The following is an 18,023-nucleotide window of genomic DNA, read 5'->3' on the forward strand; positions in this document are numbered from 1 at the left end:
ACCGCCTAAGTGGCGGTTTTTTATTATAAAACATCAGGTTACCAGATTTTCACCCGTACTTTTTCGTCACGGTACATGCCATCACCCGGTTTAACATCGAACGCCTGATAGAACTCCGGCATATTCGACAGGGTACCCAGCACGCGGTACATGCCCGGTGAATGTGGCCCGGTGATTACCTGCTGGCGCAGGGCTTCGTCGCGGAATTTAATGCGCCAGACCTGGCCCCAGCCCATAAAGAAACGCTGTTCGGCAGTAAAGCCGTCAATTACTGTACCGCTCTGGCCTTGCAGTGAATTTTGGTACGCTTTAAACGACACCGTTAAACCACCAAGGTCAGCAATATTTTCGCCCAGACCTAAGGCGCCCTGCAGGTGTAAATCGTCAATCGGGTTAAAGGCACTGTATTGATCAATCATCAGCTGTGCCCGCTGCTGGAACTGCGCTGCGTCTTGCTCTGTCCACCAGTCGCGCAGGTTACCGTCGCCGTCGGAGCGGCGGCCCTGATCGTCAAAGCCGTGGGTAAATTCATGGCCAATAACGCCACCAATGGCACCATAGTTTACGGCATCATCCGCTTCTACGTTGAAGAACGGTGGCTGTAAAATAGCGGCCGGGAACACGATTTCATTCATGGTCGAGCTGTAATAGGCATTTACCGTTTGCGGTGTCATGCCCCATTCGGTGCGATCGACCGGCTTGCCTAAACGGTCAATAGTACGCTGGTATTCGCACTCACTGCTACGGCGCAGGTTACCGATTAAATCAGCGGCGTTAATCTCCACACAACTGTAGTCGCGCCATTTATCGGGGTAACCAATTTTGGTGTTAAATTTGGCCAGCTTAATTTGCGCCTGCTTTTTCGTTACCGGGCTCATCCATTCCAGCTCGTCAATAGACTGGCGAAATGCCACGCGCAGGTTTTCAATCATTTGGTCCATCCGCGCCTTGGCTTCTGGTTTAAAGTATTGCTCAACGTACTTTTTACCCACCATAAAGCCCAGGTTGTTATCGACCAGGCTAACCGCGCGTTTCTCGCGGCTACGCTGCTCTTGCAGGCCATTTAGCGTCTTGCCGTAAAAGTCGAAGCTGGCATCAACAAAGGCTTTGTTCAGATTATTGGCGTTGCTGCGCAATACATGAAACTTAAGATACTGCTGCCACTGCTTAACCGGCGTTTCTGCCTGTATTTTGGCAAAAGCGGTAAAATAGGTCGGCTGACGTACCACCAACTCATTAATGCTGCCCAAATCTGCGGCGGTTAAAAACGCCTGCCAGTCAAAGCCCGGCGCGAGTTTATTAAGCTCAGTTAGCGTAAGCTTGTTGTAGGTGGCATTACGGTCGCGGTTCTGTACCCGGCTCCAGTGCGCAGCAGCAATTTGCTTTTCCAGCGCCACGATATCGGCGGCAACTTGTTCAGCATTATCAAAACCGGCCAGGGTCCACAGTTTTGCAATAAAAGCCTGATATTGTTGCAGCAACTCTAGTGAGCGAGCATCGTCTTTTAAGTAGTAATCACGGTCAGGTAAACCCAAACCACTTTGCGAAGCACCGGTAATGTACTGATCGGATTGCTTTTGATCCTGGCCGACATAGACCACAACCGGCGTGCCCATACGGTAACGCTGCCAGTTGCCCCACAGAGCGGTCAGATCAGCATGGGTTTTCAGGTTATCAATTGCTGCCAGTTCGCCGCGCAGTGGGTTTAAGCCCAGTACTTCAGCCAGCTGCTCATCTAAGAATGAGCGGTATAAATCAGCAATTTTTTGCTCATCACTGCCTTTGGCATGCTGCTCTGTCGCCAACTGCTGCACTATCGCCAGCACTTGTTTTTCAGCGTTTTCACGTAGCTCATCAAAACTGCCCCAACGTGCTTTATCCGCCGGAATTTCAGTGTTATCAAGCCAGCTGCCGTTTACGTAACGGAAAAAATCCTGCTGCGGTGCAACTGTGGTATCCATATTTGCCAGCGTAATACCTGAGCTTAAGCCGGCTGGCGATGCCGCGGCGGTCTGCTGTACCGCGTTCTCAGTATTGCTGACAGTGCTGGTTGAACAGCCCGCCACGCCCAGTGCCAGCGCGATGCTGAGCGCCACTGTGGTCATACTTTTTTTCATTATCAGTTCCTGAATTAACATTTACCTGCGCTACTGCAAGCGTGTTGTTGTGGTTATGTATTTAAGTCGTTACTGCGCCAGTGTAGGTAACGGATCAGTGCTGTCCAGCGCTTAACCGGTAAGCGGTGTGCTATCTGCGATAAATAACCCACACAGTAGCGCCGATTTTGGTTGAATTACCCCGCTAATTTGCGCAGGATCAGCGCAAACTATCTCAATCGGGGAATTTATATGTTAGATACTGCGTTAAGCTCGTTAACTGGTTTACCGGCGTTTGCTGCTTACTTCGCACTGGCGGTAGTATTGCTGCTGGTGTTTGCCCGGCTGTATACCTGGGTAACACCCCACGACGAGTTTGGTCTTATCCGCGCGAATAACCCGGCTGCAGCAATCGCCTTTGCCGGCGCCATCATTGGTTTTGCCTGGCCGCTTTCAAGCGCTATTACCCATTCGATGTCGTTGCTAGATTGCGCCATCTGGGGCGGCATAGCGTTAATCGTGCAAGTGCTGACGTTTTTCATCAGCAATGCTGCGCTTAAGCAATTACCACAACGTATAAGCCAGGGTGAATTGGCGGCCGGCATTTTCTCTGCCGCCTGCTCTATTACCGTGGGTATGTTAAACGCCGCCTGTATGAGCTACTAAGGAGTACAGTATGAGCAAAACCTTTAAACGCAGTAAAACCGCGCGCCTGATTATGATGGTACCCGCTGCAGGCCTGGTGCTAGCCGGTTGTGGCGAAAAACCGGTTGAAGTACAGGTATTTAACACACCGGATGAATGTGCGGCTTACTACAACCCACCGGCCGAGTGTCAGGCGGCTTTTGCCGAAGCTAAGGCGCTGCACCCACAGGTGGCACCGCGTTATGCCAACCGGCAGGAGTGTGAAACCGATTTTGGTGTGGGCCAGTGTGAGAGCGCTGCGGTTGTTGCCGCAAACGCAACTGAACCCACACAGCAGCAAACCCAGGCCAGCGGCGGCTTTTTTATGCCAATGATGATGGGCTTTATGGCTGGCCAAATGCTTAACCGTGGCGGCATGGCCGGTGCGCCACAACAGCAAACGGCCAGCGCCAACCGCAGCACGGTACCCAATCAGCCGCTGTATAAATCGCGTGATGATCGCAGCACCTTTCGCACTGCGACCAACACACCGGTTGCCAACCAGCCAGGCTTAGCCAGTATTAAGCCGTCAGCAGTGCAGCCTAAGCCAGCCGCCATGGCTCGGCGCGGTGGTTTTGGCGCTCAGGCGGCAAAACGCGCTACGACAAGTTACGGTGGTTAAGCCGATATGAAACGCATAAACAGTGCTCCGCGCCCGGGCTGGAAAGCCTTTGCTGAAAGTGTTGGCTTTAACTTTCATACCTTTGACGGCGAACCGTATTGGGATGAGAGCGCTTATTATCAATTTAGCCTGACGCAAATTGAGCAGGATTTAGAAGATCCGACCGAGCAATTGCACCAAATGGCGCTGGATTTGGTAGATGAAATTGTTACCAATGAAGAGAAACTAACCCGGCTAGCCATTCCAGAGCCGTTCTGGGATGCGGTGCTGGCTAGCTGGCGCGCAAAAGCGCCACACTTGTATGGCCGGATGGATTTTAGCTACAACGGTACTGGTCCGGCTAAACTGCTGGAACTGAACTACGATACCCCCACGTCACTTTATGAAACCGGCTTTTTCCAGTGGGTCTGGCTGGAAGATATGCTGATGCGCGGCGCTCTGCCGCAGGGAGCAGATCAGTTCAATTCATTGCAGGATAAACTACAGCAAGCCTTTAGCGAACTTAATCTGCCACAGCCATTTTATTTTGCCAGCGTTACCGAAAGTGTTGAAGATAAAGGCACTGTCGATTACCTGATGGATATCGCCCTGCAGGCCGGGGTCAACTGCCGTTATATTCAGCTGGAGCAACTGGGCGATATTGACGGTCAGCTGGTCGACCTCGATGGCTTTCCCATCCAGGGTTTATTCAAGCTATACCCCTGGGAGTTTATGCTGCAAGAAGACTTTGCCAGCACCATTTTAACCAGCCAAACCCAGTTTATTGAGCCGCTATGGAAATGCCTGTTATCTAACAAAGGCATACTGCCGCTGCTGTGGCAAAAATATCAGGGCCACCCTAACCTGTTACCGGCATTTTTTGATGATGGCAGCAGCTTACAATACGGCTGGCTGCGCAAGCCGCTGTTATCGCGCGAAGGGGCCAATATCGAATTGCTGACTGCAGAGGGCAAATTCATTAAGCAAGACGGTCCTTATAACGACAGCGGTTATATCCGCCAGCAACTGGCGCCACTGCCTCAGTTTGACAATAACTATACGCTGATTGGCAGCTGGGTGGTGGGTGACAGCGCTGCAGGCATAGGTATCCGTGAAGATAACAGCCTGATCACCAAAGACAGCTCGCGCTTTTTGCCGCATATCATCCTCGACTAACCTTTGAACACAGCGGCGCTGCTCATCGTGCCGCTGTGCTCGTTAACAAACTTCCCTAATAGCGCCAAACTGGCCCGATAATGTGTAAATTATCCTGACAGCATACTGTAATTATTTTTCTTTAAAATTCAGTGTATTAATCTTCGCACAGCAAAATATCATGAAATTCTCAAGTCTAAATTTTGACAACGCTGTCATATTTGCCATAGTCAATACCGCTTATTTTCTAATCAGCCAGCTGCACAAACGACACTGCAGGTAAGCAGAAAATAGCCAACGTCCGAATTACAAAGCTGTTAAATGCTGGACGAATTTGCGACTAAGTATCGCCATAACTATTACAAAACCTAAGCAACACCATTGGAGGAAGTTATGTTTAAACAAGCAGTTAAAGGCGGAAGTGGTCTATCACTACTGCTACTGGCCGCCAGTATTCAGGCCGCCACACCCAATGCCCCGGTGATCAGCTGGATGCCCACCGATTACGCCCTGCAAAACGGCAGTGTGCAGGTACCGCTACGCTGGGATATGTGGTGGGGCAGCAACGGTAACAAGTGGTACTTACATAAAAATGACAGCGTTGTCTATGAAGCTGCATTAACACCCAACGGCCAGAACGCACAAAGCGGCAGTACCAGCTTAACCTTTAGCCAGCCCGGCAGTTACCAGCTGCAGGTCAGTTTATGTAATGTCAGTGGCAGCACCGAACAATGCGCACAAAGCGGCATTACCACTGTTACAATTACCGGCTCAGGCGACAGCGAACCAGACCCGGTAGAGCCCGATCCGGTTGACCCGGATCCCGTCGAGCCAGACCCGGTAGAGCCGGATCCGGTAGAACCGGTTAACCCGGCCGCTCCGGCTAAACCTGCCTTTGCCTGGAGTGAAAACAGCGTCACGCTAAACGGCGGCAGCGCCAGCCTGAATTTGGCCTGGAATATGTGGTGGGGCAACAACGGCAACTTATGGCAGCTAAAACAAAACGGCTCTGTGGTGCACAGCGCCAGCCTCAGCAGCGCTACTCCTTCCGCACAGAGCGGCAGTACTACAGTAAGCTTTAGTACCACCGGTAATTACGACTTTGTTGTCAGTTTATGCCAGCAAAGCAGCGATGCGCTGTTATGTACCGACAGTGATGTGAAAACCGTCAGCGTGGTTGCCGGCTCAGGCGGCGAGGGTGGTGGCAACGGCGGCGATAACGGCAGTTTCGATCCCTGGACCGACTTAGATATGACCGCCTGGCCGCACCCGCTGAAGCAAAATAATGTCGCTTTTAACAATACTACCGGCAAAAAAGTCGGCGCCTACTTTGTGGAGTGGGGCATTTATGGCCGCGCCTTCCATGCTGCCGATATACCGGCACAAAACCTGACGCATATTTACTATGGCTTTATTCCCGTGTGTGGTCCGAACGAAGGCTTACGCCAGGCCAACCCGGAAGGTTATGCGGCATTAAACAGCCAGTGCAGCGGCAAACCTGACTATTCCGTTGTGGTACACGATAAGTTTGCCGCGCTGGAAAAAGGCTATCCAGGCGATGTTTGGGATCAGCCAATCCGCGGCATTTTTGCCGAGCTGTACCGCTTAAAGCAGGCTCATCCGCACGTTAAAATTCTACCGTCAGTCGGTGGCTGGACCTTATCTGATCCGCTATACGATGTCGGTACTAACGCTGCCGCCCGCGCGGTATTCATCGACTCTATTATCGACTTTATCCGCACCTATGATTTCTTTGACGGTATAGATATCGACTGGGAATTCCCCGGCGGCGGCGGTGCTAACCCGGATTTAGGCTCTGCTCAGGACGGTGCCGGCTTTGCTACTCTGATGCGCGAACTGCGTGAAGCTCTGGATGCACTGGAAGCGGAAACCGGTCGTGAATATGAACTGGCGGCGGCGATGTCCGGCGGCGTTGAGAAACTTAGCGTCGTCGACTGGGAAGATGCACACCAGCACATGGATTACATCAACCTGATGACCTACGACTATTACGGTGCCTGGAACGGTGTGCTGGGCCATCAAACCGGCTTGTATCCATCTCATAACTCGCCTATCAGCGGCTTTAGTGCCCATGAAGCGGTGCAGTACCTGCTTAATCGCGGCGTACCGGCCGGCAAAATTGCGTTGGGCGCCGCCATGTATGGCCGCGGCTGGCAAAATGTGTCGGGCACTACTGGCGGCAATCCATTTACCGGTACCGGCGGTGATGGCATTACCGGTGGCTGGGAGCGCGGTATTATGGACTACAAAAAAATCGAAGCCGACTTTATGGGTGGGCCAGAGGCCAGTGGCGTAAACGGCTTTACCGTGGGCTGGGATGATACCGCCAAAGCCAGTTATGTCTGGAACCCGGCCACCAATACGCTGATCAGTATCGATACCAAGCGGTCGGTACGCGAGAAAGGCGCTTACATTTTGCAGCATCAGCTGGGCGGTATTTTTGCCTGGGAAATCGATGCCGACAATGGCCATATTTTAAACGCGATGCATGAAGGCTTAGGCCATACGCAACAATAACTAATATTGCCAGCTGGTTGCCATCACAAACAGGACGAGAACCGGCTTACTCTAAACCAACCGTTGCAGGCCAGGAACGCTGACAAATTCGTCAGGAACGAATTTGAATAGCATCGCTAGCCCGCAGGGTGAACTTCATGGATGAAGTTCATTATCGAGCCTACAGGGATGTATTTACGGCGTGTTGGTGTGAGCAAGCCGGTTCGACCCGGAGCTGCCAGCTTGAGCTTTTAGCAGGAATTAAAGATGAATCTAACTACTACCTTATCGCTGCTGGCGTTGGCCAGCACAGCGGCTTTTTCGGCCCGCGCGGTCGATTGCACTAATCTGCCACTGTGGCAAAGCGATGCTGCCTATGGTGGCGGCGCTCAGGTACAACAGCAACAACAGGCTTTTCAGGCCAACTGGTGGACACAGGGTAATGACCCTGTCAGCCACTCGGCACCCTATCAGGAGTGGCGCTTACTCGGCAGTTGCGATGGCGCGGAGCCCGAACCGGACCCGGAACCCGAGCCAGATCCGGAACCTGAGCCTGATCCCGAGCCAGACCCTGAGCCCGATCCGGAACCAGAACCAGACCCGGAACCTGATCCCAGCGTACCGGGCGACAGCAGCTGCCGGCCCGATGGCCTGTATCAAACCCCCGGTATTAACGTGCCTTACTGCACTGTGTATGACGCTGATGGCCGCGAGCTTATCAGCCCCGACCACCCGCGGCGTATCATTGGCTACTTTACCAGCTGGCGCCATGGTAAAAACGGCCAGCCGGCCTATTTAGCCTCAGATATTCCGTGGGATAAAATTACCCATATCAACTACGCCTTTGCCCATGTAAATGCCGCCAATCAAATTTCTGTCGGCGATACCAGCGACCCAACCAATGCCTCTACCGGCATGGAATGGCCGGGCATTGCCGGCGCTGAGCTCGACCCCAGCCTGCCGTACAAGGGCCACTTTAACCTGCTGCAAAAATACAAACAGCAGCACCCGCATGTGAAAACGCTGATCTCGGTCGGTGGCTGGGCTGAAACCGGCGGCTATTTTGATAGCGACGGTAACCGGGTGGCCAGTGGCGGTTTTTACACCATGACCACCAACAGCGATTTAAGCATTAACCAGCAGGGTATTAATACCTTTGCCGACTCGGCGGTGGCCTTTATCCGCCAGTACGGTTTTGACGGTGTCGATATTGACTATGAGTACCCGACCAGCATGAACGATGCCGGTAACCCGGACGACTTTGCCCTGGCTAACAGCCTGCGCGGTGGTTTAATGCGCTCTTATGTCGAGCTGATGAAAGTACTGCGGCAGAAACTGGATGCGGCCGGTGCCGCCGATGGTAAGCATTATCTGCTGACAATTGCCTCGCCCTCATCCGGCTACCTGCTGCGCGGTATGGAGGCGTTTCAGGTTACTCAGTATCTGGATTACGTCAACATTATGAGCTACGACCTGCACGGTGCCTGGAACCAGTTCGTCGGCCATAATGCTGCCCTGTTCGATACCGGCGAAGACGCTGAGCTGGCTGCATGGAACTATTACAACACCGCGCAGTACCAGCAGATCGGTTATCTGAATACCGACTGGGCTTACCGCTATTTCCGCGGCACTATGCCTGCCGGCCGTATCAATATTGGTATTCCGTATTACAGCCGTGGATGGAAGGATGTGCAAGGCGGCAACTTTGGCTTATGGGGCAGCGCTGCCTTACCGAACCAGAGTAACTGCCCGCCGGGTACCGGTGGCAGCACAGTGAGTAAATGCGGCAACGGCGCTGTGGGCATTGATAACCTATGGCATGACAAAGATGTGAACGGTAACGAGATGCCGGCCGGCTCTAACCCATTGTGGCATACCATGAACCTGGCCGAGGGCATTAGCGCCAGCTATTTTGGTCTGTATGGTTTAGACCCTGCTAACCCGGCACATCAGCTGACCGGCAGCTACAGTCAGCACTACGACGCTACCGCCGTCGCGCCCTGGCTGTGGAACGCGCAGAAAAAGGTGTTTTTATCGGTCGAAACCGAGCAAAGCATCGCTGCCAAAGCCCAGTATGTGATTGAGAACGGTATCGGCGGTGTGATGTTCTGGGAGCTGGCCGGCGACTACGGCTGGGACGCCGCCAAAGGCGAGTACTTTATCGGCAATACCCTGACCACGCAGTTTTACAACAGCTTTAATGGCGCCACGCCTTATGGTGCAGTTAAAGCCGAGCGCGCTATGCCAGTTCAGGCGGTCGATGTGCGCTTAAGCATCAGCGATTTTAAACTGGGCGATCAGAACTTCCCGATTAACCCCAAGCTTACGCTGACTAACCACAGCGACAGCACTATCCCAGGTGGCAGCAGCATCAGCTTCGATGTGCCAACCGCAATACCGGATAGCATTAGTGATCAGAGCGGTTTTGGCTTAACCGTAATAGAAAGCGGCCGTAACACCAGTGGTAATAATATTGGCGGCCTTGAGAATAACTTTCATCGCGTTGCCTTTACCCTACCCGGCTATTTAAGCGTGGCCAGTGGCGACAGCGTTACAGTGACGCTGAATTATCAGCTACCCATGCCAATGCCGTCTAACTGGGTACTTACTGCTAACGGTAATGAATATGCCTTTGCACAAGAGTATCCGCAGCTACCGGTAGTCAGTATTGGCGCCGGTGATGGCGGTGACGGTGGCGATGACGGCAATGGGGATAGCTGCGGCGGTATCAGCGCACCTATTTACCCTTACCCGCAGTGGCCGCAAACCGACTGGGCCGGTAACCCCAGCCATGCCAATGGCGGTGACCATTTGTCGTACCAGGGCGGCGTATATAAAGCCAACTGGTGGACCAACTCGGTGCCGGGCAGTGATGGCAGCTGGAGTTTTATCTGTAATTTATAGCGCGCTATAAAGCGGTGGAGTTGAAGGTTCACCGCTTTTCCTTGGCTTTGGGTTTCGAGTAATGCGGTGAGTGGGTAACACTTGTCAGGCTCGTCGCAGCAACTGTGCCTGGACGTCCTGTCCGGCAACTGCGGCCAGCTAAAGCTGTCCAAACTCGCTCCCGACGAATTTGTCGAGCCCGCTCGGGCGGGCACTCAGACACTCTGCGCCGCCCTGCCAAGGTCACGCCATTCACCAATGTCAAATTCAGTGCAGCCTTGAAGCGTTTTGGCAGCACAGGAGATCCGAAGATGAAACCCAAACATTTAATCCCCGCAATCCTCACAACCAGCCTGCTATTTATCAGTCTGCAGGCCAGCAGCCATGGCTATGTCGACTACCCCAAAGCCCGGCAGCAAATATGTAAAGACGACGGCGGCTACTGGTGGCCAGCCGATGGCAGCGGCATTCCCAATGCGGCCTGCCGCGCGGCTTACCAGCAGTCCGGCGGTTATATGCTGACCCAGCATCATGAATTTTCTGCTAATGTCGCCGATTACCGCAATATGGCGGCGGTGCAAAACGTGGTTAGCGATGGTAGCCTGTGCGCCGCTGGCGACAGCCGTAAAAGCGGTATCGATATCCCCTCAGCGCACTGGCAGCGCACCACTATCGATTTAGCACAAAGCAGTGAGCTAACGCTGCGCTTTCGTGCCACTACACCGCACAACCCCAGCTTCTGGCAAATCTATTTAAGTAAAGCCGGCTTTGATATTGCCAGCGAGCCACTCAGCTGGAGCCAGCTGCAGCTTATTCACCAGCAAAGCGATGTACCGGCCGATGCCGGCTATTACACGCTGCAGGTACCGCTACCGACCGATCGCAGCGGCCCTGCGGTGCTGTACACGCGCTGGCAACGGGTTGATGTGGTCGGCGAAGGCTTCTACAACTGCTCGGATATCGAACTGGTAAATGGCAATAGCGACACCCCGCCGCTGCTATGGTTTGATAAAGGTGCTTACGTCAACCTGCAAACACCGGCTGAAGTCGGCGGTTATGCCCAGTTAAGGCTATTCGATAGTAATGGCCAGGAGCTGATAGACGAGCGCTGGCAAATTACCAACGCCAATATAAATAATGCGCTGTGGGCAACAGAACTGGCGGCGCAGGTAAATACCCAGTACAGCAACCTGCTGCAACTTGGGCAGTTAAACGGCGATAATGTGGTATTTAGCAGCGATTTGGCAGCCAACCGCGCCTATGTGCGGGATAACAGCCATTTTTATAACCTGGATTTGCGCCCGGCACCTGATGATGGTGGTGACGACGGCGGCGATGCTGGCAATAACCCACCGGGCAACTGCCCCGGTTATGACTTAAGCCAGATAAACACTTATCCGAACTGGCCACAGTTAGACTGGCAAGGCCAACCCAGCCACGCCGCCAGCGGCGATAAACTGATATACCAAGCCGCGCTGTATCAGGCTAACTGGTGGACACAGTCTGTACCCGGCAGCGACAGCAGCTGGACCCAGCTGTGTAGCTGGTAACAGCCAACAGCATCGCAGAATAAATATGCTTAAAAAGTAGATATAAAACCACTTTTCACCTAAAATGCCGGCTTTAACGCAGTTGAAGTTGGCATTTTGTCATATAGCTGCCATCTTTATGTCCTATACAGCTTGTGTCTGAATAGAAGGAAGCCCAACGCCCGTGCGCACCACTGAACTTGTTTCCGGTTTTCGCCAATCTGCCCCCTATGTTAACGCTCACCGCGGCAAAACCTTTGTCGTGATGCTTGGTGGCGAAGCCATTATGCAAAGCGGTTTTCGCAGCATTATTAATGATGTTGCGCTGCTTAACAGCCTGGGTATTAAAGTGGTGCTGGTGTATGGCGCCCGGCCACAAATTAATGCGGCACTGCAACAGGCCGGCTTAGAGCCCACCTACCATAACCGCGTGCGGGTTACCGATGATGACTCGTTTAAGTTAATTAAACAGGTAGCCGGTGCGCTGCAGCTGGATATTACCGCCCGGCTGTCGATGAGTTTAAGCAATACGCCAATGCAGGGCGCGCAAATTAACGTGGTGAGCGGTAATTTTGTTATTGCCCAGCCGCTGGGCGTCGATGAAGGTGTAGATTACCACCACAGTGGCCGGGTAAGGCGCATTGACGCCGCCGGTATCCGCCGCCAGCTGGATAACAACGGCATAGTGCTGATGGGGCCTATTGCCGCATCTGTTACCGGTGAGAGTTTTAATTTAACCGCCGAAGATATCGCCACCCAGGTAGCGATTAAACTTAAAGCCGACAAAATGATTGGCTTTAACGAAATTGGTGGCATTGTCGGCGAAGATGGCGAGATAACCGCAGAACTTATGCCAAACGCCGCCGAACAGATCATGCTGCAATTAGAGCAGCAAGACGATGCCTGTACCGGCACTATTGCGTTTTTACATGCGGCCATCAGTGCCTGCCGCGCTGGCGTGCCGCGTTGTCACTTAGTCAGCTACGATGAAGACGGTGCCTTGCTGCAAGAGCTGTTCTCCCGCGACGGTATCGGTACGCAGATTGTGACCGAGTCTGCGGAAAAGCTGCGTGCTGCAACCATCTCTGATATCGGCGGTATCTTAGATTTGATCCGGCCGCTGGAGCAGCAAGGCCTACTGGTACGACGCTCACGCGAGCAGCTGGAGATGGAAATTAACCAGTTTACTTTAATTGAACGCGATGGTCTGGTGATTGGCTGCGCTGCGCTGTATCCGTTTCCGGAAGAGAATGTCGGCGAGTTTGCCTGCTTAGCCGTGCACCCGGATTACCGCGATGCCGACCGTGGCAGCATCTTGTTAAAAGCCGTGATCCAGCAGGCGCGGCAGCGCAAGTACAGTAAGCTGTTTGCCTTAACCACCCGCAGCATTCACTGGTTTTTAGAGCACGGCTTTGAGCTGTTAACGGTAGAAGACTTACCGGCGCAGAAAAAGCAGCTGTATAACTATCAGCGCCGCTCTAAAATTCTCGCTATTACGTTATAAGTTCCAGGCCTGCTACTTCAGCGGGCCAATTTTTTCTCCCCAGCCGCCGGCGCTGACTAAACTTACCCAAGGTCACCACTGCGGAGCTCCGATATGCGTATTCTAGGTTTAGCCCTGTTGGCACTGCTGCTGGTGCTGGTACTGCTGACCCAGTGCAGCAATAGCCCGGGCCAGCGCTGGCGTGAGCCTAGCCCGGTACTGGGTATAGCACCGCCACAGCCGAGCTTGTTATTAGCGGTTGATAGCCATATCCGTTATACGCAACGGCCGGATGATCCTTACCCCTACCCGATCCCGTTAGGCAAACCGGGACCACTGATGCCGCTGTATAGCGGCGGCCTGCGCTATCCGCTGTATTGTGATTTTACCGCGCAGGCTCTGGATGCCCCCCTGATTGATAACCAACAAGGCCATGGCATCGCCGTGTGGCAAAACGGTGAGCTTGCCGGTTACAGCAAAGACTGCCTGCACCCGGCACAGCTGCAATTTTACCTATTGCAAGACAATGGCGACATTAGCCGTTTTAACGGCGGCAGTATAGCCGCTGACCAGCAGCTACTGCGGCTGGAGCTGGGTACCATTAACCGGTTTTTTTATTACATCTTAATGCCCGTCACGCCAGCGGAATATGGCGAGCGCGGCGGCGCTTCGCTATGGAATAGCAAACTGATTTATCAGTTTCATGGCGGTGTAGGTATTGGCTATCGCCAGGGCTACCTTAAACCCGAACGCTTAATTCGCGACCGCAAAAATGAACTGCAGCAGGGCTTTGCCGTTATTAGCGCCAGCATTAACAAAACCAGTTATGGCTATAACTTTTTACTAGCGGAAGATACCGCCAGCCGGGTGAAACGCCACTTTGTCAGCCTGTATGGCGCGCCGCAGTATACGCTGGGCATTGGCGGCTCTGGTGGCGGCATCGCGCAGTATTTGCTGCTACAAAACCACCCCGACTTGCTTAATGGCGGCATAGCGCTGTATAGTTACCCGGATATGCTAAGCCAGACCTTGTATGCGCTCGACTGCGATCTGCTGCACAACTATTACTATTTTACTGCTGCAGACAAAGGTCGCTGGCAATCATTGGCGCAGCGCCAGCTGCTGGAGGGCTTAAGCGTATCGCCTGAGCATAGCCTGAAGTTCTCTGCGCAGGTCGCGCTGGCACAACTGACAGAAGGTATCTGGCCAACCTTGCCGCAAGGCGCCACCCAATGCCACAATGCCTGGCTGGGACTATCATCATTGGTGCATAACCCACATCAGGGCAAACTAAAGCGCCTGGTCGATGATAAGCTGCTAGCAGAGGTAAACTGGAGTTACTGGGGTGATTTAGCCAGTATTTATGGCGTTGACCAGCAGGGTTTTGGCCACAGCTTATGGGATAACCAGGGCGTGCAGTATGGCCTGCAGGCACTGAAACAGGGCAGCCTTAGCGCTGACGACTTTATTGCGCTTAACCGCGCTATTGGCAGCTGGCGGCCACAAGCGCAAATGCAACCCGAGCAGATCCGCTACCTGCCCTTTGTTGATGCCCCCTTATGGCTAAGTGCCTTTGGCCGGCAGAATATCAATTACTCGACGTCAGCGCTGGCAGCAGTGCGTTTTAGCGCCAACCGCGAGGCTGCTACTAAAGCCTATCGTTATGGTCAGCTGTTTATAGGCCTGACCGAAAAACCCATTTTAGACCTGCGGCATTACCTCGACCCGGAGCTGGATATGCATCACCTGGAGCCCTCTTTTGCTGCCCGTGAGCGCTTGGTCATGCGTAATGGTCATGCCGATAACCAGCTGATTTGGGTCAGTGACCCAGCCTATACCCCGCTTGGTGAAGCTGTGGCCTTAATGGATGCGTGGCTAAGCAGCGGGCAAAAACCAGCCAACGCGCAGGATCAGTGTTTTGCTGCCGACAGTACTGTTATTGCCGCTGGCAGCGATATCTGGCTGCCAGGTGGCCGCTGCGCCAGCACTTATCCAATTCACCGTAACAGCCGGATTAATGCCGGCGCGCCGACACATGGTTTAATGTTTAACTGTGCCCTTATCAGCGTTGCACAAGCCATAGCGCGCGGCGATTATCAACCTGTCGATATGCAGCCTTATCAGGCAGAACTGGCGGCCATTTTCCCAGCCGGGGTCTGTGATTATCAGCAGCCGGATCAGGCGTTACCGGCCGATTTAGCCTTTGGCTACTGACTGCGCGACCTCAGCGGCGACACTTTTACCCAGCGCCCGGGCGGTGGTCCACTTTCCGCCCGACACGGTAAGTAATTTGTTTTGCCAGTGCAGTTGGTACTCACGACTGGCCTTACTGGCATTGCTACTACCGCCCAGTAAAGGCCGTACCCCGGCAAATTCGCCCAGCACAGCATCAGTGTGCTGCTGGGGCGTGAAGTAATGGTTATACACACCAAGCAGATAATGCCGCTCAGTGTCTGAGCATTGAATCGGCTCATCCAGATGCTGGCGTACTTCGGTGGTGCCCAGCAATGTCTTGCCCTGATACGGCAGCACAAACACGATGCGCGCCTCGCCGGGAACCTCCAGCATATGGCCATAGCGGCCCTGTGCCGGTAACAATAAATGGCTGCCGCGCACCAAATCTAACGGCTGTGTCGGCAGGGCCGACTGCTGCAGTAATCGCTGGCTCCAGGGCCCCGCTACATTTATTACCCGGTCAAACTGTTGCCAGCCCGAGCTTAATAACAACTTGCCATCGGCAGTAACCTGCTGCACCGGGCTGTGTTCCAGCAAGGTTGCACCGGCCTTGCGGCATTGCTGCGCCATCCACAGGCCGAGTTTTTGGTCGTCCATCTGGCCATCAAAAAACAGATAAGCCCCCAGCAAACCATCGGGCTTTAGCTGTGGCGAGCAGCGCAGCGCTTGCTGCGGATTTAACCAGCGGTGGCGGCCAATGCCTTTGCGGCCGGCAAAAGTATCATACAGCCAAAGGCCGATTTTTAACTGCCAGCGGGCACGGCGGGAGTCGGCATAAAGCGGGTAAAGTATTGGCAGGCGACGGGTCAGTTGCGGTGCTTTTTTCAGCCACCAGCGCCGCTCCTGCAGCGCTTCTCGCACCAAACGAAACTCGCCCTGCTCCAGATAACGCAGACCACCGTGTAGCAATTTAGACGAGGCGCTGCTGGTGGCCTGCATCAGCGCATCGCGCTCAAACAAGGTGACCTGATGACCGGCCAGCGCCAACAGCCAGGCACTGCTTAAACCATTAATGCCACCGCCCACTACCGCTATTTTCATCGGCCACCTGTTGTTAAGTTGTCAGTGCAATATCGTCCCGGTGCACCACTTCTTCACTGGGGCAAAAACCCAGCGTTTGGGCAATTTGGGTGCTGTGTAAGCCTTTGATCAGTTGTAGCTCAGTGGCGCTGTACTGGCAAATGCCTTTGGCTAACTGCTTGCCGCTATCATCGCACAGCCAGATGGCATCGCCTTTATCAAACTGCCCATGCACCGCCGTGATGCCCTTTGCCAGCAGGGAGGCGCCTTTATGCAACAAGGCCTGCACCGCACCACTATCCAGGCTGATACTGCCCTGGCTTTTTAAACTGTTAAGCAGCCAGTGCTTTTTTGCACTTAGCCGGTCCTGCTGACGCACAAACAGGGTGCCAGCCGGCTCACTGCGCAGCAGCGCATCAAAGCTGGTGGCTTTCTGGCCATTAATAATCAGTGTATCCACACCCAGCTTAGTGGCTTTATCGGCAGCCTGAATCTTGGTGACCATACCGCCGGTGCCAATAGCATGGTGGCTGCCGCCGGCCATGGCATAAATATCAGCAGTAATTTTTTCCACCCGGGGAATAAAGCGCGCATCGGCATGGGTTCTGGGGTTGGCCGTATAAAGGCCGTCGATATCAGAGCAGATAATCAGCGCATCGGCATCAACCAGCACCGCTACCATCGCCGCCAGGTTGTCATTATCGCCCACTTTCAGCTCAGCGGTGGCCACGCTGTCGTTTTCATTAACGATAGGCAGCACCTGATTGGCTAATAAAGTGCGCAAGGTATTATCGATATTTAGGTAGCGACGCCGATCAGCTAAATCATCATGTGTCAGCAGAATTTGCGCGCAGCGAAAATCAAATAAATGGCTCCAGGTTGCCATCATCTGAGTTTGGCCAACCGCCGCCATGGCTTGCTTGATATTAATAGGTAGTGGCTGATGGGCAAAAGCAATGGCGGAGCGGCCAGCGGCCACACTGCCGGACGACACCAGCACCACTTCGGTGCCTTGCTGGCGGCATTCACTGATAAAACGGGCAATTGCCAGTAAGTAGCGGGTAGAACAGCCTTTGGCATCAGGCGAAATCAGCGCACTGCCAACCTTAATAACAATGCGCCGCCAGTCAGAATGTAACATAAGCACCCCATAACACAGCCAAACTGGCAGCAGCTTAAAGTTTAGGCGTCTACATGTCTATTTAATTCTTGGTGCTGGCCATGGCAATTTCACAGTTGCCGGCGGTTAAATGGGTGTAGCCGCCATAGGCGCCTAATACCAGTCTATCATCGGTCAGTTTTTTCACCTGCCAGTTAACCTGGCCACTGCCAAAGGCGGGATGATCAATGACAAAAGAGCCCGGTGCCTGACGAATAGGGTACTTAAAGGTGTCCAGTCGCTGATCCTGGCTAATATGCTGTACCATCTGGCGCTCGCTGAAAATCCAGGTTTTGCGCAGCGCGTTGTCCTGTTGCACCACACCATCGGGTAAGCTTGAGGTGCCGATTTCACACCAACTGCCGGAAATCAACTCGCTAACTGCTTGCTGTGGCTGCTCGGCAAAGCGGATATCCAGCTTAACTTCATCACCGCCACGGCATGGCTCACCCTGAAACACCACTTCATTACTGGCATTGGTACATTTATATACTTCGGCAACAGCAGGTTGCATCATGCAAACACCGCCTAATAACATTAAAAAGCGCACGGTATATTTCATTATTAAATCCTTTTTAACGGCTGCCATGATACGGCACCGCAATTAAACCCGCATACAATACTGAAAAACGCTGTCAAAGTGAACAAAGCCGATAAAAAT

Annotated in this window: 12 protein-coding genes; 8 read left to right on the forward strand and 4 right to left on the reverse strand. The window is 53.4% G+C overall.

Going from position 1 to position 18,023, the window contains the following annotated elements; genetic code table 11:
- Positions 1-38: 38 nt before the first annotated feature.
- Positions 39-2,117 (reverse strand): M13 family metallopeptidase, encoded by a 2,079-nt coding sequence (locus ABGI61_RS01715; RefSeq protein WP_347595910.1) that lies wholly within the window; start codon positions 2,115-2,117, stop codon positions 39-41.
- A 231-nt stretch (positions 2,118-2,348) separates the two neighbouring features.
- Here ABGI61_RS01715 and ABGI61_RS01720 point away from each other — a divergent pair, with 231 nt between their 5' ends.
- From ABGI61_RS01720 to ABGI61_RS01755, 8 genes are all read left to right on the forward strand, one after another.
- Positions 2,349-2,762, forward strand: a complete 414-nt coding sequence (locus tag ABGI61_RS01720) for a DUF350 domain-containing protein (RefSeq protein WP_347595912.1) — start codon at positions 2,349-2,351, stop codon at positions 2,760-2,762.
- Between the two features lie 10 nt (positions 2,763-2,772).
- Positions 2,773-3,402, forward strand: a complete 630-nt coding sequence (locus ABGI61_RS01725; protein WP_347595915.1) for a DUF1190 domain-containing protein — start codon at positions 2,773-2,775, stop codon at positions 3,400-3,402.
- Positions 3,403-3,408: 6 nt separating this feature from the next.
- Positions 3,409-4,557, forward strand: a complete 1,149-nt coding sequence (locus ABGI61_RS01730; protein WP_347595918.1) for a glutathionylspermidine synthase family protein — start codon at positions 3,409-3,411, stop codon at positions 4,555-4,557.
- A 372-nt stretch (positions 4,558-4,929) separates the two neighbouring features.
- Positions 4,930-7,074, forward strand: a complete 2,145-nt coding sequence (locus tag ABGI61_RS01735) for a glycosyl hydrolase family 18 protein (RefSeq protein WP_347595921.1) — start codon at positions 4,930-4,932, stop codon at positions 7,072-7,074.
- Positions 7,075-7,320: 246 nt separating this feature from the next.
- Positions 7,321-9,957, forward strand: a complete 2,637-nt coding sequence (locus ABGI61_RS01740; RefSeq protein ID WP_347595924.1) for a glycosyl hydrolase family 18 protein — start codon at positions 7,321-7,323, stop codon at positions 9,955-9,957.
- 290 nt (positions 9,958-10,247) lie between these two features.
- On the forward strand, positions 10,248-11,486 hold the full coding sequence (locus ABGI61_RS01745; RefSeq protein ID WP_347595927.1) for a lytic polysaccharide monooxygenase: 1,239 nt from the start codon (positions 10,248-10,250) through the stop codon (positions 11,484-11,486).
- 163 nt (positions 11,487-11,649) lie between these two features.
- Entirely contained in the window at positions 11,650-12,969 is a 1,320-nt protein-coding gene (gene argA, locus ABGI61_RS01750; RefSeq protein WP_347595930.1) for an amino-acid N-acetyltransferase, read from the forward strand.
- 93 nt (positions 12,970-13,062) lie between these two features.
- A complete protein-coding gene (locus ABGI61_RS01755; RefSeq protein WP_347595933.1) occupies positions 13,063-15,162 on the forward strand; it encodes a DUF6351 family protein in 2,100 nt (699 codons plus the stop codon).
- Here the strand turns inward: ABGI61_RS01755 and ABGI61_RS01760 are convergent.
- The 3 genes from ABGI61_RS01760 to ABGI61_RS01770 form a co-directional block, all read right to left on the reverse strand.
- Positions 15,145-16,224 carry a glycerol-3-phosphate dehydrogenase/oxidase gene (locus ABGI61_RS01760; protein WP_347595936.1) on the reverse strand — a complete coding sequence of 360 codons (1,080 nt, stop codon included), beginning with the start codon at positions 16,222-16,224 and terminating at the stop codon, positions 15,145-15,147. The two genes, ABGI61_RS01755 and ABGI61_RS01760, sit on opposite strands and share 18 nt — an antisense overlap.
- A gap of 13 nt (positions 16,225-16,237) precedes the next feature.
- Positions 16,238-17,344 (reverse strand): glutamate 5-kinase, encoded by a 1,107-nt coding sequence (proB, locus tag ABGI61_RS01765; protein ID WP_347595939.1) that lies wholly within the window; start codon positions 17,342-17,344, stop codon positions 16,238-16,240.
- Positions 17,345-17,405: 61 nt separating this feature from the next.
- The gene (locus tag ABGI61_RS01770) at positions 17,406-17,924 is read right to left on the reverse strand and encodes a DUF4124 domain-containing protein (RefSeq protein ID WP_347595942.1); all 519 of its coding nucleotides are present in this window, start codon (positions 17,922-17,924) and stop codon (positions 17,406-17,408) included.
- Between the last annotated feature and the right edge of the window lie 99 nt (positions 17,925-18,023).

It is taken from the genome of Rheinheimera fenheensis (assembly GCF_039871805.1).
Lineage (GTDB): Bacteria > Pseudomonadota > Gammaproteobacteria > Enterobacterales > Alteromonadaceae > Alishewanella > Alishewanella fenheensis.